This window comes from Pseudomonas sp. TE3728 (assembly GCF_056279145.1).
In genome coordinates, this window is the sequence record NZ_JBWBQT010000001.1 from 2787613 (window position 1) to 2807099 (window position 19487).

Consider the following 19487-nt stretch of genomic DNA (forward strand, 5'->3'; position numbering starts at 1 on the left):
CAGTTAAAGCAAAGGCGACTCCTGAGAGGGGGTCGCCTTTTTTGTGCTCGATTGTTTCAGGTCACCCATCCCCTGTGGAGCTGCCGAAGGCTGCGATCTTTTGATCTTGATTTTCTGACAGTCTCGGAAAGACACCAGGATCAAAATCAAAAGATCGCAGCCTTCGGCAGCTCCTACGCGCCTGTGGGCGCTGAACACACACGCTGAAATATCCAGGCCCATTGAAACCACCCCCCACCTGCCCCATCTAAGACCCATACCCTATTGCGCAGGTGCCCCATGACCGACCAGCAAGAATTCCCCGAAGACACGAGCGAATACGCCGAAACAGACAACGTCGAACACCACTCCACCGGCAAAGGCCTCGCCCTGCCTGGCCAGAACCTGCCGGACAAGGTCTACATCATCCCGATCCACAACCGGCCTTTCTTCCCGGCGCAAGTATTGCCGGTGATCGTCAACGAAGAACCGTGGGCCGAAACCCTCGAACTGGTCAGCCAATCCGACCACCACTCCCTGGCCCTGTTCTTCATGGACACTCCCCAGGAAGACCCGCGCCACTTCGACACCAAAGCCCTGCCGGAATACGGCACCCTGGTCAAAGTCCACCACGCCAGTCGCGAAAACGGCAAACTGCAATTCGTCGCCCAGGGTCTGAGCCGCGTACGCATCAAGGCCTGGCTCAAACACCATCGTCCACCGTACCTGGTGGAAGTCGAATACCCGCACCAGCCCACTGAGCCGACCGATGAGGTCAAGGCCTACGGCATGGCGCTGATCAACGCGATCAAGGAACTGCTGCCGCTCAACCCCCTGTACAGCGAAGAGTTGAAAAACTACCTCAACCGCTTCAGCCCCAACGATCCATCACCGCTGACCGACTTCGCCGCCGCCCTGACCTCGGCCACTGGCAGCGAACTGCAAGAAGTGCTCGACTGTGTGCCGATGCTCAAGCGCATGGAAAAAGTCCTGCCGATGCTGCGCAAGGAAGTCGAAGTCGCGCGCCTGCAGAAAGAAATCTCCGCCGAAGTGAACCGCAAGATCGGCGAGCACCAGCGCGAGTTCTTTCTCAAGGAACAACTCAAGGTCATCCAGCAAGAGCTGGGGCTGACCAAGGATGATCGCAGCGCCGACATCGAGCAGTTCGAGCAACGTCTGACGGGCAAGGTGTTGCCGCCTCAGGCGCAGAAACGCATCGAAGAGGAAATGAACAAGCTGTCGGTCCTCGAGACCGGTTCACCGGAATACGCGGTGACCCGCAACTACCTCGACTGGGCGACCTCAGTGCCGTGGGGCGTGTACGGCGAGGACAAACTCGACCTCAAACACGCGCGCAAGGTGTTGGACAAACACCACGCCGGCCTTGATGACATCAAGGACCGCATCCTCGAATTTCTCGCGGTCGGCGCCTATAAAGGCGAGATCAGCGGCTCCATCGTGTTGCTGGTGGGCCCGCCGGGCGTGGGCAAGACCAGCGTCGGCAAGTCCATCGCCGAAACCCTGGGCCGGCCGTTCTATCGCTTCAGCGTCGGCGGCATGCGCGACGAAGCCGAGATCAAGGGCCACCGTCGCACTTACATCGGTGCGCAACCGGGCAAACTGGTCCACGCGTTGAAAGACGTCGAAGTGATGAACCCGGTGATCATGCTCGACGAGATCGACAAAATGGGCCAGAGCTACCAGGGCGATCCAGCCTCCGCGCTGCTGGAAACCCTCGACCCGGAACAGAACGTCGAATTCCTCGACCACTACCTGGATTTGCGCCTGGACCTGTCGAAAGTGCTGTTCGTCTGCACCGCCAACACCCTGGATTCGATTCCCGGCCCGTTGCTGGACCGGATGGAAGTGATTCGTCTGTCGGGTTACATCACCGAAGAGAAAGTCGCGATCGCCAAGCGTCACCTATGGCCGAAACAGCTTGAGAAAGCGGGTGTGTCCAAGGGTAGCCTGAGCATCAGCGACAACGCGTTGAAAGCCTTGATCGATGGCTACGCCCGTGAAGCCGGGGTGCGCCAGCTGGAAAAAAACCTCGGCAAACTGGTGCGCAAAGCCGTGATGAAGCTGATCGACGAGCCGAAAGCGGTGATCAAGCTCGGGCCGAAAGACCTGGAAGCCTCACTCGGCCGCCCGGTGTTCCGCAACGAACAAGTGCTGTCCGGCATCGGCGTGATCACCGGGCTGGCCTGGACCAGCATGGGCGGCGCGACCCTGCCGATCGAAGCCACGCGCATTCACACCCTCAACCGTGGCTTCAAACTCACCGGGCAACTGGGGGAAGTGATGAAAGAGTCGGCAGAAATTGCCTACAGCTACGTCAGCTCCCATCTGAAGCAATTTGGCGGTGATCCGACGTTCTTCGACGAAGCCTTCGTTCACCTCCACGTACCGGAAGGCGCCACGCCGAAAGACGGCCCGAGCGCCGGCGTGACCATGGCCAGCGCCCTGCTGTCCCTGGCCCGCAACCAGCCACCGAAAAAAGGCGTGGCCATGACCGGCGAACTGACCCTGACCGGGCATGTGCTGCCGATTGGCGGGGTGCGAGAGAAGGTGATTGCAGCGCGGCGGCAGAAGATTTTCGAGTTGATCCTGCCCGAGCCTAATCGTGGAAGCTTTGAAGAACTGCCGGATTATCTGAAGGAAGGGATTACCGTGCATTTTGCCAAGCGCTTTGCGGATGTGGCGAAGATATTGTTCTGAGTTAATACCTCACGCGCTGTCGGGGGGGGGAAAGCCCGACAGCACAGATGCTTATTAATAACTATCAAACTGGTTATCACGTTTTCGTATAAAAAACTATCAAGTTTGACAGTCCCCCTCTGCGTGAGCCCCCGCCATACTCCCCACTCGATATTCATATTCAAAGGGAATAAGTTTATGGCTATCACTCTACAAAACAACACTGCCGATGAATACATTGCAATAGACGGCGAAATAAAAATGAACACAACAAATCGAGTTCCTTTCAACTCGACCAGTGTTGACTTCTACTATTCCCCGTCGGGCTTTTCATTAACTTTCTATAACAACCGAAACCACCAAAGTGAAAAATCCATCCGCTTCGCCTTTAAATCCGACATTAAAACCGGGACATACAATATCAAAGAAGGCGCCTTCGTGGGCGCGACTTACTTTGAACATCTCAACGAGATCAATGGGGGACATCCCGAAGATTACGAAGCCGTAGAGGGCTATTTAATAATCACCGCAACCGGAGAGGGCACTCCGGAGCGCTCCTACCACGTAACCGACTTCAAGCTTACGGTAAAGTCTACATTCAGCGGAAAAAAACGCGAACTAGAGGGCAACTTCAAATGCCGTATCGAAGATGTAGTTAAATCACCCACCTGAACAATGCCCTTGTAGACTTTTAACAGGCATTAACAAAATTATCCCCACAACGGAATCAATAGCATCGCTGCCCCACAAGGGCAGCGCATTGACTTCGCGATGCCCCGTCACACTTTGTCTCATCTTCAGTTATGCTCGCCGTTCGTCATGAATGCCGGAGCCGCTGACTAATGTCCCCCACCCGCCTGTTTATCCCGCTCGCCCTTGCCCTGCTGAGCGCTTGCGCCACGCAACCGAAACACAACGTAACCGTGGAAAAACAAAGCGAATGCCCGGTGCAACTGAACAACGGGCAAAACCTGATCCTGACCCTGCCCAGCAACCCGACCACGGGTTACCGCTGGACGATTCAGGATTCGGCCGGTGGCGTATTGCGCGCGCTCAGCCCCGAGGTTTACAGCAATCCGGAAGACGCAGGAGTCATCGGCAGCGCCGGCCTTTCGACCTGGCGCTTCCAGGCCTTTGCCACTGGCACTGGTCGCTTGCGACTGACCTATTCACAGCCGTGGGCGCCCGAAGTGCCGGCGGTCAAAACCTTCGACTGCGCCATCGCGGTTAATTGATCGTGGGTTGGCTGATTCTGGCGCTGATGGGCGCAGTGACCTTTCTGTATGGCCTGAGCGTGCATGCCACGCTGCTGTGCCTGCTGGTCAAACCGTTGCCGGTGCTGGCCCTGCTCGGCTGGTTGCACGACGCACCGCCCAGTGACTATCGACGCTGGATCAGCCTGGGTCTGATTTTCTCCCTGATCGGCGATGTGTTACTGGCATGGCCGGGGGATTTGTTCGTGTTTGGCCTTGGGGCGTTTTTGGTCGCGCATCTGGCGTATCTGAAGGCTTATTTGAGCGATTGCCGGCGTCTGGCGCTGTTGCCGTTGATCCTTGCGTTGAGCGTGGGCGCGGTACTGCTGGGGATTCTGATTTCCAATGGCTTAGGACCGCTGCTGATCCCGGTGATCGTCTACGGGCTGGCCATCAGCGCCATGCTCTGGCGCGCCCTGGCCCGACTCGGCACCGACGTGCCCAAACGCTCGGCGCTGCTGGCGGCAGCGGGCGCGGTGGCGTTTGTGTTTTCTGACAGCGTGATTGGCATTAACCGGTTTGTATCACCGTTCAACGCCGCGCCTTATGTGATCATCCTCAGCTACTGGCTGGGGCAATGGGGAATTACAGCTTCGGCGTTCGATCAGAAACCGCGCTGAATCCATCGCGAGCAGGCTCGCTCCCACAAGTACAGTGCAATCCTTGTGGGAGCGAGCCTGCTCGCGATAGCAATATCACTGACGGTGAAGACTCCGGAGCCGGCGCTTTATCAGACAACCCGCGCATCCCCCCGTCAATTTGGCTAAAATGCCAGCCTTTTCCACCTACGCCGCTGGAACCGCCGTGAGCAAAGAATCCGATCGCCTTTTCGCCCAGCCTTTGGCCCAGGTGCCTGACTTCGCCTTTAACGAGGACGTGGTGCGGGTGTTCCCGGACATGATCAAGCGCTCGGTGCCGGGTTATCCGACCATCGTGGAAAACCTCGGCGTGCTCGCCGCGCAGTTTGCCCAACCCAACAGCGTGCTCTACGACCTGGGCTCGTCGTTAGGCGCCGTAACCCAGGCCCTGCGCCGTCACGTGCGCACCGACGGCTGCCGCGTGATCGCTGTGGATAACTCCGCAGCCATGGTCGAGCGTTGCCGTGAGTACCTCAACGGCCAGGACTCGATGTTCCAGGAGTTGCTGCCGGTGGAAGTGATCGAGGGCGATATCCTTGCCCTGGAATTCCAGCCAGCCTCGGTGGTGGCGCTGAACTTTACCCTGCAATTCATTGCCCCGGACCAGCGCACCGCGTTGCTCTCGCGCATCCGCCAATCGTTGGTGCCCGGTGGCGCGCTGATTCTCTCGGAGAAGCTTCGCTTCAACGACCCCGAAGAACACGCGCTGCTCACCGACCTGCATGTAGCCTTCAAACGCGCCAACGGCTACAGCGAACTGGAAATTGCCCAGAAGCGCAGCGCCATCGAAAACGTCATGAAGCCCGACAGCCTCGAAGAACACCGCGAACGCCTGCTGGCCGCCGGGTTCTCGAAAGTCGTGCCATGGTTCCAGTGTCTTAACTTTGCCTCGTTGATTGCCTTGCCATGATTGATCTGTCCCCCCTCGCCCGCCGTCTGGCCGGTACTCCGCTGGCCGAATGGGCCAACACCCTGCAAGCGCAACTCGACAAGAAAATGGAAAAAGGTCACGGCGACCTGGAACGCTGGCAGAGCGCGCTGGACGCGCTGCCGAAGATTCAGCCGAGCGAAGTCGATTTGTTGAACGGCCTGAAACTGAACACCGATTGCGACGTTGAGACCCGCGCACAAATGCGCACCGCACTGATGGGTTTATCGCCCTGGCGCAAAGGCCCGTTCGACCTGTTCGGCGTGCATGTCGACACCGAATGGCGCTCGGACTGGAAATGGTCGCGAGTCGCGCCACATCTGGATTTGAAAGGCAAACGCATCCTCGATGTCGGCTGTGGCAACGGCTACTACATGTGGCGCATGCTCGGCGCCGGGGCCGACAGTGTGATTGGTGTTGACCCGAACTGGCTGTTCTTCTGCCAGTTCCAGGCCGTGCAGCGTTACCTGTCCGAGCCCAATGCCTGGCACTTGCCGTTTCCCTTTGAGGATCTCCCTCCCAACCTGGAAGGCTTCGACACCGTGTTTTCCATGGGCGTGTTCTACCACCGCCGCTCGCCGATCGAGCATTTGCTGGCGCTGAAGGATTGCCTGGTCAAGGGCGGTGAACTGGTGCTGGAAACGCTGGTGATCGAAGGCGATCAGCAGCAGGTGTTGGTGCCGGAAGACCGTTACGCGCAGATGCGTAACGTATGGTTCCTGCCATCGGTGCCGGCACTGGAACTGTGGCTGCGCCGCGCCGGCTTCAGCGATGTGCGTTGCGTGGATGTGAGCGTGACCACGGTCGAGGAACAACGCGGGACGGAGTGGATGAAGTATCAGTCGTTGAGCGATTTCCTTGACCCGCAGGATCACAGCAAAACCATCGAAGGGCTGCCGGCGCCGATGCGTGCCGTCATCGTCGCCTGCAAGTAAAACCCCGATCTCCCTACCAATGGAGATCCCCCTGTGGGAGCGAGCCTGCTCGCAATGAGGGCCTTTCAGCCAACGAAGATGTTGGATGTTAGTCCGCTATCGCGAGCAGGCTCGCTCCCACAATGGTTCGGTGTTTACTCTGAAGGTTTTGCTCGGCGTGCCTTGAAGAACTCAGTCAACACCGCGCTGCATTCCTCCGCCAACACCCCTCCCTCATACAACACCCGGTGATTCAAAAAGCCTTGGGTAAAAAACTGCCCCTGGCTCTGCACAATCCCGGCCTTGGGCTCCAGCGCGCCATACACCACCCGCGCAATCCGCGAATGCACGATCAGCCCGGCGCACATGCTGCACGGCTCCAGGGTCACGTAGAGCGTGCTGCCCGGCAGGCGATAGTTGCTGGCGGCCTGGGCCGCGGCGCGAATCGCGACCATCTCGGCGTGGGCGCTGGGGTCGTTGCCGCTGATCGGGCAATTGAACCCGCGCCCAATGATTTCACCGTCCTGCACCAGCACCGCGCCCACCGGCACTTCACCCAGCGCCGCGCCTTGAGCCGCCAAGGCCAGGGCTTCGCGCATGAAATCACGATCACGGCTGCGGTCGATAATCGCTGCGGGGCGTATCTGACGCATCACGCCACCTCGATGGCGGCCATCAGGCCGGTTTCCATGTGGTCGATCACATGGCAGTGGAACATCCAGACCCCCGGGTTATCCGCCACCAGCGCCACTTGCGCACGCTCGTTCTTGCCCAACAGGTACGTGTCGGTGAAGTACGGAATGACCTTGTGCCGGTTCGAGGCAATGACCTTGAAGCTCATGCCATGCAGGTGGATCGGATGTTGATACTGAGTCATGTTCTTCAATTCAAAAATATAGCTTTTGCCCTTTTCGAGCTTGGCAATCGGCCGATCGGCGCAGGTCTTGTCGGTGATGTCCCAAGCCTTGCCGTTGATCTGCCACAGGCTTGGCGGCTTGCCGTTTTCGACATTGACCGACACCGAACCTACCCATTCAAAATTGAAGTTGAGTTTCTCGGCATTGGCCAGGTCCGGCTCGGCCACCGGGTTGGCGGGCAGCGCCGGCGGCCACTCGGTCGGCGCATCGGTGTTCGCCACTGAACGGAAGGTGCCCAGGCGTACCGGGCCATTGCGCAGGGACAGTTCCTCACCAGCGGGCGGCGCCTTGATCGCCAGGCAAATGCGCATGCCAGGACCCAGCCAGTACTCCTTGCCCAGTGGGCGCGGTTCAATCGGATTGCCATCCAGAGCATAGATCTGCGCTTCGACGCCAGGAATGTTGAGCCGGTACGTCAGCGTATTGTCGAGGTTGAGCAGGCGTACGCGAGTGATCTGCCCGGCGGGCAAGTCGATCACCGCTTGCGAGACGCCGTTGATGGTCGACAAGCCCCCCGCCGTGCCGCCACGGGCCGCTTCACGAGGAATGCTGAACGCGACGAAAGCGCCCTCTTCATCGACGTGCCAGCTCTTGAGGCTCAAGGTTTTTTCGTACTTGAAACCGGTGGGCTCGCGCTCTTCAATGATCAGCGGACCGACCAGTCCACGGCCGAGCTCTTCGCTGCTGTTCACGTGCGGGTGATACCAGTAGCTGCCGGCGTCGGGCACGCGGAATTTGTAGTCGAAGTACTCGCCCGGCAGCACCGGCAATTGCGAGACATACGGCACGCCGTCCATCTCCAGCGGCAGACGGATGCCGTGCCAGTGAATGGTGGTCGCCACCGGAAGATGGTTGATGAAGCGCACCCGCAGCCATTCACCCTGACGCACGCGCAACTCGGTGCCCGGCGCCGACGGACCGAACGCCCAGGCCGGGGTCTTGTGCCCGGCCACCAGCTCGACGTCCAGCGGTGCGGCGATCAGCTCATAGTCGTGGCCGGCGTCAGCATCGGCCATCTTGCCCAGCCAGTAACGCGACGCGCCACCGGCCCCCACGCCAACCACCACAAGACCGGCCAGGCCACCGAGTATTTGTCGACGGGTAAAGGACATGAACTCAACTACCTCACGTATCAGCCACAGGCGCGGGGCCTGCAAAAGGCGAATACGATACACCTGCGGTTGAGAAACAGTAAGGGCAGCGCGGCGGATGGTCACAGCCGGTGGTGAACCCTTTAAAAGATCGCAGCCTTCGGCAGCGCTACATTTGATCGGCGTACACCCTGTAGGAGCTGCCGAAGGCTTCGATCTTTTGGGGCTCGCGCGATGTGCCTGATGCAATGCGATTACAGAATTTAGGGCCGCTTCGCTGAACGTGACTTAGTCGCCGCTAATCAGCGAATCGCCCTACATCCATTTCCACCTTTCCCGACTTCTTTCCTGCTCGATCCCCCGCAAAGTCCCCGCGCCTTATTTTCTGCGCCAGGTAAGGCCTGTTATCTCTGAGGCAGATAGATTTTATGACCGCTTCGCGCTCAATCGCCGGCAAGCCTCGCTCCTACAGGATTAAAGTCGTTCCCATATTTAGCGGTCTGCCTCGATTCCGTAGGAGCGAGGCTTGCCCGCGAAGGCGGTCTTACAGGACGGTGAAATTTCTGGGCAAGGTCATCGGAAGTTTCCTTCAACTCGTAGCGGTTTCCATGAACTGGTGTGAAATGCGCTCCATCGATAGTCTCTGGTGGTCACTGAAAATTCAGTGGCAGGGTGTAGGAACCCTTCAAGACTAGAGAGGACGCTTTGGCGTCGACACCTGAATTGCGGCCATCAATATGTGTCCGTAAGATCAGTTGCGGCGGCTGTGCGCGGGCACGCTTCGGTGTGGTCGAGTTCTCTGGTCTCGATATTCCTACCCCGCGTATAGCTGCCACCCAAGCCTGTAGGAAGGCCGATGGTAGCTCCACTTCTACCAGAGGTTTAAAAATGAAAAGTCTTCACCCCGATCCACCCTACGAAAACCCAATTCCCCACCCCGACAACCGCTTCATGGCACTCACCGGCAACTGCACCGACATGCCGACCCTATTCGTCGATACCCAGGCGCCGCTCGATGTTTTGTATGACGCTGCCGACTATCGAATTCGTGCCGTCACTCAGGTGCTTGAGAACATGTCGATGCGCGGTTCAGTCGAGTGCGAATCCTTCATTCTCAGTGACTTTGCTTTGCTCTGCGCCATTCCGTTGCGCGATGGCTGTGATGTGCTGGATGTGATTGGACGACGGTTGCGGGCTCGGTCTTCGGAGTAGCAGCGGCCGACATTAATGATGGGGGGCTTGTCTGTGGCGAGGGGGCTTGCCCCGTTGGGTTGCGCAGCAGCCCCAAAACCAGGGATCCGGTTTTGTCAGACATACCGCGGTGTTTGGTTTGGCGACTGCTGCGCAGTCGAACGGGGGCGAGCCCCCTCGCCACAAGGGCAAGATCAAAAGATCGCAGCCTTCGGCAGCTCCTACGGGGCGTCGGAAGAGGGGCCGCGTTGCGACCCAGCGGGAGCAAGCTCCCTCGCCACAGGCAGTCCCTCGCCACGGTCGGTTACGCTTGGAGACCAGTGATCAAATGAACAACCCCATCCTCCAGCGTCATCACCCCCGGCACCCCCGCCGCCGCCAAAGCCTGTCGATCCATCCGCGCCATCTCCCGCAATTCCACCCGCACCCGGGTCAGCGCCACCGGTTGTTGCGACTTGAGGTTATCCATTCCGCCAAGCGCGGCGACGATATTCGCGGCCAAACCGCCAACAGGCTGAGTCTCCACTTTCGGCTCGTCCACCACCAGGTCCGGCGTCAACGCTTTCCAGAACGCCCGCTGCATTTTCTCGAACATGTTCAGTTCTCCAGAACCAGTGAAGTATCGACCGTTGCCTCATGGTGCAGCCGCAATGTCTCGCGCACTTGCTCGGCACTTTCCAGCCCCAGCACTTGCTGGGCGATGGCTTGGCAGTCCAGCAGATCCACCTCGCGAACCGCCGCTTTGATCGCCGGAATCAACGGCACGCTCACCGACAACTCATCCACCCCAAGCCCCAGCAACAGCGGCACCGCCAGTTTTTCCGAAGCCAGGGCGCCGCATACTCCGACCCATTTACCATGGGCATGGGCGGCTTTCACGGTGGTGGCGATCAAGCGCAATACCGAAGGATGAAAACTGTCGGCCTGACTGGCCAGCCGTGGGTGATCGCGGTCCATGGCCAGGGTGTATTGGGTCAGGTCGTTGGTGCCGATGGAGAAGAAATCCACTTCGGGCGCAAACAGGTCAGCCATCAGCGCCGCAGCGGGTACTTCGATCATGATCCCCAGCTTCGGCAGTTCAGTCAGGCCCAATGCCAGCGCTTCTTCTTCCAGCAGTTGGCGAGCCAGCCGCAGTTCCGACAATTGCGTGACCATCGGCAGCATGATGTGCAGGCGAGCCATCCCGGCGCTGCTCAAAATCGCCTTGAACTGATCGCGCAACAGTTGCGGACGCTCCAGGCACAAACGAATGCCGCGCATGCCCAGGAACGGATTGGTTTCGCGCTCCATCGGCACATAGGCCAAGGGTTTATCACCGCCGACATCCAGGGTGCGCACTACCAGGTTGCGCGCCGGCCCCAATGCGCGGGCAATGGCGCCGTAGATGGATGCCTGCTCGTCATGGCTTGGCGCGTGGTTGCGGTCCAGATAAAGAAACTCCGAACGCAATAGACCGACGCCCTCGCCACCCAGCGCCATGGCCTGTTCGGCTTCGGCCAGGGATGCGATATTGGCGGTGGTTTCAACATGATGCCCATCGCGGGTACAGGCGGCCAGTCCTGCATTTTCCAGCTCGTATTGTTGGCGCTTCTTTTGTCGCTGACGATTGGCTTGCAGCTGCTCAATGGCGGCAAGCTCGGGATCCAGCTGCAGCTCGCCCTTGTCGGCATCGAGCAACACCCGGGTGCCATTGATCAGTGTCAGCACCTGAACCGGCAAGCCGCAGATCGCCGGCAAACCAAAGGCCCGCGCGAGAATTGCCACGTGGCTGGTGGCGCCACCGCCGACCGTCGCGAACCCCAGCACCTTGCGCGTGTCCAGGCCAGCCGTTTGGGAGGGCGTCAGTTGCTCGGCAATCAGAATCGCCCCGTCCGGCAACTCCATCGCACGATCCTCTACGCCGAGAATCAGCTTGAGCACTCGTTGACCAACGTCGGCCAAATCCGCTGCCCGTTCGGCCAGCAAGGCATTGCCCAGTTTTTTGAACAAGGTGGCCGTCGACTCGGTGGCCGCACGCCAGGCGAAACCGGCGCTTTTGCCTGCATCGATCAGTGCCAGTGCCTGATCCAGCAGGCCAGGGTCTTCGAGCAATTCCTGATGAGCCTTGAAGATGTCTGCCTGGGCGTCACCCGTGGCCTTGTCTCGCAACTGCTGCAAGGCCAAAACCGCCTTGGCCAGCGCTCGGGACAGGTGCTCACGCTCAACCTGAGGACTGACCCCTGATTCACTGACCTCAAGGCTCTGCTCGGCAATCTGCACCACCTGGCCAAACGCCGACCCCGGCGATGCACAGACGCCGCGCAGCACCGTTAGCGATGAGGCCTGCGCGGCAACTGTCTCAACCTCTGCCATCACCGTCACGGCTTCTCCACAACCGGCGGCCAGCAACTCGGCCAGCGTCTTGATTGCCACTTCGGCATCCGCGCCCGCCGCGCTGACCTGCAGGACGTCACCATGGGCGGTCTGCAACGCCATGATCGCCACCAGGGATTTGGCGTTCGCGCTGTCCTGCTGTTTATGCAGGCAAATGCTCGCCGCAAAGCCTTTCGCTGCCTGGGCAAACACTGCTGCGGGGCGAGCATGCAAACCGTTGGTGTTGGGCAGCGTCACCGGTTTGGAAAACAGCGCTTCGCCCTCCTGCGCAGTCCCCTCATCGGCTGCCACTTCGGATGGACGCAGCCTCAGCAGCGGCTGACCACTTTCCACCACACCCGTTTCGGGCGCCAGCCAGGTGAACGGCTCGCCGCTGACCACCAGCATCAAGGTCAACAAACTGCGGGCGTTCAAGGCAATGTAATCGGCATCGAACTCGATCAGTGCCTGCCCCACTATTACCCGCTGACCTTCCTCCACCAATCGGGTGAAACCCTTTCCAGCCAGGTTCACGGTATCGAGACCGATGTGCATCAGCACCTGTACGCCATTGTCGTCGGTGATGCTGACGGCATGCCCACTGACCTGCACATTGCTGATCACGCCGGCCAGCGGTGCGCATAAGGTTTGCGAAGTCGGATCGATACACAGACCGTCGCCGATCACGCGACTGGAAAACACCTGATCGGGCACCTGATCCAGCGGCATCAGCACGCCGGACAAGGGTGCCAGCAGTTGCAATTGTTGGGGTGTGGCCATGACGTCACCTGCTGTTTTGTTCTTTAAAAGACGCTTGCGATCTCGCGGTACCTGGTAGGAGCTGCCGAAGGCTGCGATCTTTTGATCTTCCGCTTGAGATTCAAGTGAGCCCAAGAGAAAAGATCGCAGCCTTCGGCAGCTCCTACGGGGTTATGCGGCGTTTATTTCCACCAATACTCGACCTGCAATCCGACGTTCGAACCGTGTCGCGCCGTGCCGAAAGCGCCGGTGTCGGACAACGCCGAACCCGCAGCCAGTTCATTGGCCGCCCGTTTAGCCGCCTCGTTCCAGCTGGCATAGGTGTAATACAGACGCACCTCGGGGCGCGCCCAGAATTCCGGGCCCTTGGGCGACCACGTCGGGGCGAAGGTGAACTTGCTCAGCTTGCGCGTCCCGCCCGTGGCTTCAACCTGATCGTGACCCAACTCGGTCACCAGTTTGAACTGCTCGGTGATCGCATAGGCCGGACGAATCCCAAGGGAAATCCAGTTCTGGTCGGCACCGTCCGGGCGAATGTCTTTCTGGTAGACCGCTTCAACCTGCCCGCCGAAACGCGGCGTCACTTGCCAGTCAAAGAACTCCACCACGCGATAGCTTTTGCTGTTGTCGTCCAGCCTCACGTTACCGGTATAGCCCAACCCGGTGCCGGGGCCTTCGCCGTACTGAAAGGCCAGTTTATTCTTGCCACCCAGAAAGTCTTTCTGCACATGCTGGGTGGTAATCGCCCAACCGTGGTGAGCGTCGCGGCTATCGGGTTTGTCGATGTAGCTCAAGCCGAACTCCAGCTCACCGCCAGGGTTGGTGTTGAAGCCGGCGACGTTGAAATCGTGACGGTTGATGTAGTCCTTCTGGTACAGGTTGTCCTTGCGCGAGAAGGCGTAGCTGTACTTCAGATCGCCGATCAGCACATCTTCGATACCGCCACCGGTGGCGCTCTGGTTCCAGTAGTAGAAGTCGGAAATATGGATATCGTTCCGTTTGTAGTAACGCCGACCGGCCCACAGTGAACCGCCGTTGAGGCTGGGCATGTTCGACCATTGCGCATACAACTGCGGCATGCGCACCGAGCCGTTGTCGCCGTTGAACGTCAGGCTGCGGTCGTACTGGTTATACAGCGAGGCCATGCCGTCGACACTGAGCACCGAGCCGTCGTCCAGCGTGAACAGATCCTGACGCAACTCCAGCTCCGCATACTGTTCGCATTCGTTGCCGAGGCGGTATTTCGACTGCGCACCCGGCAATTGAAAACATGACTGCGAACTGCTGTTGACCGAGGTGCCGACACCGCTACGCACATAGCCGGCGAACTCCAGCGCATGGGCCGATAACGGTAACGCCAGGTACACGCCCGCCGCTACAAGGCTGCGATTTATTGTTGTTTTCAAGAACCACCTCATTATTTTTATTGTGTGATGCAGCAAAATCGGCGCGCAAAACTCCCCCGCGCAGCGTTCTGCGTGTTTTTTGAATTAGTGTTTTTTAGTGGTCAGTCAGGCGCAGAACGAACGACTCATAGGGCCGTAGAAACACCTGCCGATTGCGCGGCGGGCAGTCTGGGTAGTTGCTGATGACCAGAGATTGCACCATCGATTCGTTGATCACTTCTGGCGGCAGCTCGACTTCGCACGGCGCGCCATAGAAGTTGTTCAGCACCAGCAAACGCTCGCCATGGCCTTCACGCACATACGCCCAGATTTTCGTATGCTCAGGCAATAACTGCCGATACACGCCGTCGGACATCAACGTTTCACTGCGGCGCAGCGCAATCAACTGACGGTAGTGATGCAGCACCGAATCCGGGTCGTCGAGTTGGTGGGCGACGTTGATTTGCGCTGCGTTGGCCGGCACGCCGATCCAGGGTTCGACCGCGCTGAAGCCAGCGTTCGGCTCGGCGTTCCAGTGCATCGGCGTGCGACCGTTATCCCGGGACTTCTGCATGATCGCCGCCATGTTGTCGGCGTCGCTGCTACCGGCTTCGCGCTTGAGCCGGAAGATGTTCAGGGTTTCGACGTCGCGGTACTGATCGATGTGATCGAACCCCGGATTGGTCATGCCCAGTTCTTCGCCTTGATACACGAACGGCGTGCCCTGCAGGAAATGCAGCGCCGTGCCGAGCATCTTCGCCGACACCACCCGATGTTCGCCGTCGTGACCAAAACGCGAGACCACACGCGGCTGGTCGTGGTTACACCAGAACAGCGCGTTCCAGCCGCCGCCAGCCTGCATGCCGGTCTGCCAGTCGGAGAGGATGCGCTTGAGTGCGAGGAAATCGAAATCGGCACGAACCCACTTTTGCAGGTTCGGATAATCAACTTTCAGGTGATGAAAGTTGAAGGTCATCGACAGCTCTTTCGACTCCGGCCGCGAATAGCGAATGCAGTGTTCCAGGCTGGTGGACGACATCTCGCCAACGTTGATCAGGTCATGGCCTTCGAACACTTCGCGGTGCATCTGTTGCAAGTACTCGTGAACGTTCGGGCCGTCGGTGTAGAAGCGCCGACCGTCGCTGTTGTCCTCGGGGAAATCCGCTGGTTTGGAAATCAGATTGATCACGTCCAGACGGAAACCGCCCACGCCTTTGTCGCGCCAGAAACGCATCATCTTGAACACTTCGGCGCGCACCTGGGGGTTGTCCCAGTTCAGGTCGGCCTGCGTGTGGTCGAACAAGTGCAGGTAGTACTGACCGGTCTGGGCTTCGTACTCCCAGGCCGAACCGCCGAACTTGGATTCCCAATTGTTCGGCTGGTCGCGCCAGATGTAGAAATCGCGGTAAGGGTTGTCGAGGCTGCTGCGGGCCTGCTGAAACCAGGTGTGCTCAATCGAGGTGTGATTGACCACGATATCAAGCATCAATTTGATCCCGCGTTTGCCGGCCTCGGCGATCAGCAACTCGCAGTCGGCCATGGTCCCGTAGCTTGGATCAATGGCGTAGTAGTCGCTGATGTCATAACCGTTGTCGCGCTGGGGCGAACGCAGGAACGGCGTGATCCACAGGCAATCGACACCCAGCCAGTGCAGGTAATCGAGCTTGGCCACGACGCCGAGCAGATCCCCCGTGGGGTTGCCGGCGTGGCTGTGAAAACTCTTCGGGTAGATCTGGTAGATCACCGAACGTTGCCAGTCTTGCATGGCGGGATTCCTTCTTGAATTTTGTACGAATGCGATCTGTCAGGCGACCCGATACCCCGGCCGGACAATCCTCATGCTCAAACCGCAGGTCAGAACAAACGGCACGACCATGGCAATCACCATCCCGACCACGAACATCGGAATGAACTGCGGAATGATCGAGATGAAACCGGGCAATCCGCCAACGCCGATCGCCGAGGCCTGGACCTTGTTCAGCGACAGGAAAATGCTGCCCAGCGCCGAGCCGATCAGGGCTGCATAGAACGGAAATTTGTAGCGCAGGTTAACCCCGAACATCGCCGGTTCAGTGATGCCGAAGTAGGCAGAAATCGCCGAGGTCGAGGCCATGCTTTTATCCCGCACACTGCGGGTCATGTAGAACACCGCCAGTGCCGCGCTGCCTTGGGCGAGGTTGGACATGACGATCATCGGCCAGATGAAGGTGCCGCCCTGGGTCGAGATCAGTTGCAAATCGACCGCGAGAAACATGTGGTGCATGCCGGTGATCACCAGCGGTGCGTAGAGCAGACCGAAAATCGCGCCGCCGACCATCGGAGCCAGGTCGAACAGGGTCACCACGCCTTCGGTGATGAGAATCCCCAGATGGCGGGTCACTGGACCAATCACCGCCAGGGCCAGCACACCGGTGACGACGATGGTGGTGATCGGCACTACCAGCAATTGCACGGCATTAGGCACCCGCGCCCGCAGCCATTTTTCGATGACGCTCATCACATAGGCCGCCATCAGGATCGGCAGGATTTGCCCCTGATAACCGACCTTCTCGATCTGAAACAGACCAAGGATGTCGAAGTACGGCAGGCTCTGCCCCTCAAGCCCAGCCACCGCTTTGCCGTAGTTCCAGGCGTTGAGCAGATCCGGGTGCACCAGCATCAGGCCGAGCACGATGCCGAGGATTTCGCTGCCGCCAAAGCGCTTGGCCGCCGACCAGCCCACCAGTGCCGGAAGAAACACGAACGAGGTGTTGGCCATCAGGTTGATCAGGCTCCAGAGCCCGTCAAGCTTGGGATAGGCGTCCAGCAGAGTCTTGCCCTCGATGAACATGCCCTTGGCGCCAATCAGGTTGTTGATGCCCATCAGCAGGCCGGCAATGATCAGCGCCGGAAGGATCGGCATGAACACGTCGGAAAACACCCGCACCAATCGCTGCATCGGGTGGATCTTGTCCGCGCTTTTCTGTTTGACGTCGGCGATGGTCGAGGCGGCGAGACCGGTTTGCCGGCGCAGCTCGGCGTAGACCTTTTCCACTTCGCCAGGGCCGATCACCACCTGGAACAGGCCACCGGTAAAGAACGAACCTTTGACCAGATCGATCTGGTTCAGCGTGGCGCTGTCGACCAGGCCCGGGTTCTTGAGGGCCAGGCGCAAGCGTGTGACGCAATGCGCGGCCTGCTCGAGGTTATCGCTGCCACCGAGGCTGTGCAGCAGCTCAGTGACGATATTCGGATAGTCGTGGCTCATGCTTATTCTTCCGCTGTAGTTTTTTGTTATTGGCAGCACGCCGAAGCGAAAAGTACTCGTCTGTACGAGTTATTGCAACAACTCGTACAGACGAGTTTGGTTTTGTTTATCCTGAACCCGACAAGCGGCGATATTTCCTACCTCAAAAGTCAAAGAAACCTAAACCCGCATGGACAAACCCCTACCCTGCCCTTAAGGTTCAAAACCTTGAGCACAGCGCGGCACAGAGCCATCCCCATGAGTAAATACAACCAGATCTACAGCGATCTGCTTGCCAGCATCACGACCGATCGTCTGGAACGCGGTGCCCGATTGCCGTCCGAAACCGAACTGATGGACAGCTATCAGGCCAGTCGCGGCACCGTGCGCAAGGCCATCGAGCAATTGCAGGAGCGCGGCTTCGCCCAGAAAGTCCACGGCAAAGGCACCTTCGTGCTGTCCACCAACCCGATCGAATTCCAGCTCGGCGGTATCGTCAGCTTCCAGGAAACCTACCCGCGACTGGGCAATGACGTCAGCACCGAGGTGGTCGAATTCACCCAGATCCCCCTCGAAGGCCCACTGCTCGAACACATCAAGGCCGAAGAAGGCAGCCTGATCACGCGGATCAAGCGAGTACGGCGGATCGACGGCAAACGGGTGATCCTCGACATCAACCATTTCGTCAGCGACGTGATTCCCGGCTTGTCCCGCGACATTGCCGAGCACTCAATCTACGCCTTCATCGAGCAGACCCTGCAACTGCAAATCGCCTACGCCCAGCGCACCATCGAAGCGGTGCCCCGCAGCAAGGACGACCAGCAACACCTGGACCTCGACGGCCAGAGCCATGTGATAGTGGTCAGTAACCAGACGTTTTTGCAGGATGGCCGGCAATTCGAGTACACCGAGTCGCGGCATACGCTGGATAAGTTCTACTTCTCAGACGTCGCCCGGCGCTGAAACGCAAATGGCCCCGTGAACTCGCGTTCACGGGGCCTTTCAGGTATTAGGGGCGATCAGCTACAGCCGAGATCGCTCGAAATTTCCCACCTGCTCCTGCCTGCCATTGTGCCCTTTGCAGTAGGCGTGCAATGCCGTATCCGCGCAAGGAGGTAATGCATCGAGCTGACGCAACACATTTTGGGCGATCTCCTTGTCCTTCGACGCTGCATGATCGACGCGGGCAGTGGCCACAGAATGGAAATAGCGGAAGATCGATTCGTCCTTCGTGTCCGTCGGCGTGACAAGCTTCCGAGCGGGGGCATCTCCCCTATTAATCCCTGTCAGCTTGCCGGATTGCGTGCCATGACGATCCACGCCGCGCCGTCGATCATCACCGACCGCTCGCCGGGGAGGCCCGCGAAGGCGGTACGAACCGCGGCAGAGGCACGGGCGCGGATGTCGTCGGGCTGATCCGCGAGCACAAGCGACAGCGGGCCGCCCTCGAACGCCATCTTCACCGCGTCGTCGATCGCCGCGTCCCGCGTCCCGCCCTCGCCGAACGGGATGGAAGCATCGAAGGGCGCGATAGCGATATCGGTGAAGCCGGCCGCTGTCAGGATGCGTGCCACGCGCCCCCGATCGCCGAACGAGAATGGGCCGGGTGCTTCGGGATCGGGCGGTGCGGTCGGCGGGACGATGCCCTTGATCGCGCCCATCGGCAGGCGCACCCAATCGTTCTCGGCCACGCCGCGCCAGCAGACGAAAGCGACCCGCCCGCCCGGCCGGAGCGCGCGTCGCATATGGGCGAACGCCCCTGTCGGATCGTCGAAGAACATCACTCCGAAACGCGAGAACAGGATGTCGAACGCGCCCTCGGGCAGCTCGGCGCTGCTGGCGTCGGCTACCCGGAACCGGGCCGGCGTATCCTGTGGCGCAAGCGCGCGCGCTCGGCCGATCAGCGGTTCGGATATGTCCACGCCCAACACTTGGCCCCCCGCGCCGACGCGGGCGGCCAGAGCCAGACTCGACGCGCCCGCGCCGCAGCCGACGTCCAGCACGCGCTCACCCGTCGTGGGCGCGGCGGCTTCGATCGCGGCCTGGCCGAACACCGCAAACATGGCGTCGAGCCGGGCCTGGTTGGCGACCCAGTACTCTCCGCTTTGGCCATTCCAGTCGGCGACCTGATAGGCATTTTGCTCTGTCATGATACAT

The 19487-nt window shown here is 59.6% G+C and carries 16 protein-coding genes; 8 read left to right on the top strand and 8 right to left on the bottom strand.

The window, feature by feature from the left end:
* Positions 1–279: 279 nt before the first annotated feature.
* The 6 genes from lon (at position 280) to cmoB (ending at position 6430) form a co-directional block, all read left to right on the top strand.
* On the top strand, positions 280–2697 hold the full coding sequence (gene lon / locus ACZ89R_RS11850) for an endopeptidase La (protein ID WP_192345566.1): 2418 nt from the start codon (positions 280–282) through the stop codon (positions 2695–2697).
* Positions 2698–2874: 177 nt separating this feature from the next.
* On the top strand, positions 2875–3348 hold the full coding sequence (locus tag ACZ89R_RS11855; protein WP_429545695.1) for a hypothetical protein: 474 nt from the start codon (positions 2875–2877) through the stop codon (positions 3346–3348).
* 170 nt (positions 3349–3518) lie between these two features.
* Entirely contained in the window at positions 3519–3911 is a 393-nt protein-coding gene (locus ACZ89R_RS11860; protein WP_429545694.1) for a protease inhibitor I42 family protein, read from the top strand.
* Between the two features lie 2 nt (positions 3912–3913).
* Entirely contained in the window at positions 3914–4549 is a 636-nt protein-coding gene (locus ACZ89R_RS11865; RefSeq protein WP_429545693.1) for a lysoplasmalogenase, read from the top strand.
* A gap of 148 nt (positions 4550–4697) precedes the next feature.
* Entirely contained in the window at positions 4698–5477 is a 780-nt protein-coding gene (gene cmoA / locus ACZ89R_RS11870) for a carboxy-S-adenosyl-L-methionine synthase CmoA (protein ID WP_429545692.1), read from the top strand.
* The gene (cmoB, locus tag ACZ89R_RS11875; RefSeq protein ID WP_429545691.1) at positions 5474–6430 is read left to right on the top strand and encodes a tRNA 5-methoxyuridine(34)/uridine 5-oxyacetic acid(34) synthase CmoB; all 957 of its coding nucleotides are present in this window, start codon (positions 5474–5476) and stop codon (positions 6428–6430) included. Before cmoA ends, cmoB begins: the two co-directional genes overlap by 4 nt.
* Positions 6431–6564: 134 nt before the next feature.
* Here the strand turns inward: cmoB and tadA are convergent, their stop codons facing one another.
* On the bottom strand, positions 6565–7062 hold the full coding sequence (tadA, locus tag ACZ89R_RS11880; RefSeq protein ID WP_123719405.1) for a tRNA adenosine(34) deaminase TadA: 498 nt from the start codon (positions 7060–7062) through the stop codon (positions 6565–6567).
* Positions 7062–8438 carry a multicopper oxidase family protein gene (locus ACZ89R_RS11885; protein ID WP_429545690.1) on the bottom strand — a complete coding sequence of 459 codons (1377 nt, stop codon included), beginning with the start codon at positions 8436–8438 and terminating at the stop codon, positions 7062–7064. The genes tadA and ACZ89R_RS11885 overlap by 1 nt, the downstream gene beginning before the upstream one ends.
* Before the next feature lie 867 nt (positions 8439–9305).
* On the opposite strand from ACZ89R_RS11885, the gene ACZ89R_RS11890 reads away from it, so the two are divergent.
* The gene (locus ACZ89R_RS11890; RefSeq protein ID WP_429545689.1) at positions 9306–9629 is read left to right on the top strand and encodes a hypothetical protein; all 324 of its coding nucleotides are present in this window, start codon (positions 9306–9308) and stop codon (positions 9627–9629) included.
* A 283-nt stretch (positions 9630–9912) separates the two neighbouring features.
* Here ACZ89R_RS11890 and ACZ89R_RS11895 read toward each other — a convergent pair whose 3' ends face one another.
* From ACZ89R_RS11895 to treP, 5 genes are all read right to left on the bottom strand, one after another.
* Positions 9913–10203, bottom strand: coding sequence for a PTS sugar transporter subunit IIB (locus ACZ89R_RS11895; RefSeq protein WP_429545688.1), 291 nt, complete (start codon positions 10201–10203; stop codon positions 9913–9915).
* Positions 10204–10205: 2 nt separating this feature from the next.
* Positions 10206–12740 carry a phosphoenolpyruvate--protein phosphotransferase gene (gene ptsP / locus ACZ89R_RS11900; protein ID WP_429545687.1) on the bottom strand — a complete coding sequence of 845 codons (2535 nt, stop codon included), beginning with the start codon at positions 12738–12740 and terminating at the stop codon, positions 10206–10208.
* 161 nt (positions 12741–12901) lie between these two features.
* Positions 12902–14125, bottom strand: a complete 1224-nt coding sequence (locus ACZ89R_RS11905) for a maltoporin (protein WP_429545686.1) — start codon at positions 14123–14125, stop codon at positions 12902–12904.
* A gap of 94 nt (positions 14126–14219) precedes the next feature.
* Positions 14220–15869, bottom strand: a complete 1650-nt coding sequence (gene treC / locus ACZ89R_RS11910; RefSeq protein WP_429545685.1) for an alpha,alpha-phosphotrehalase — start codon at positions 15867–15869, stop codon at positions 14220–14222.
* 39 nt (positions 15870–15908) lie between these two features.
* Positions 15909–17351, bottom strand: a complete 1443-nt coding sequence (gene treP / locus ACZ89R_RS11915) for a PTS system trehalose-specific EIIBC component (protein WP_429545684.1) — start codon at positions 17349–17351, stop codon at positions 15909–15911.
* Positions 17352–17588: 237 nt separating this feature from the next.
* Between treP and treR the strand changes: the two genes are divergently transcribed.
* Complete coding sequence (treR, locus tag ACZ89R_RS11920; RefSeq protein WP_429545683.1) at positions 17589–18293, top strand: trehalose operon repressor; 705 nt, start codon at positions 17589–17591, stop codon at positions 18291–18293.
* Positions 18294–18616: 323 nt separating this feature from the next.
* Here the strand turns inward: treR and ACZ89R_RS11925 are convergent, their stop codons facing one another.
* A complete protein-coding gene (locus ACZ89R_RS11925) occupies positions 18617–19480 on the bottom strand; it encodes a class I SAM-dependent methyltransferase (protein ID WP_429545682.1) in 864 nt (287 codons plus the stop codon).
* Positions 19481–19487 lie beyond the last annotated feature (7 nt).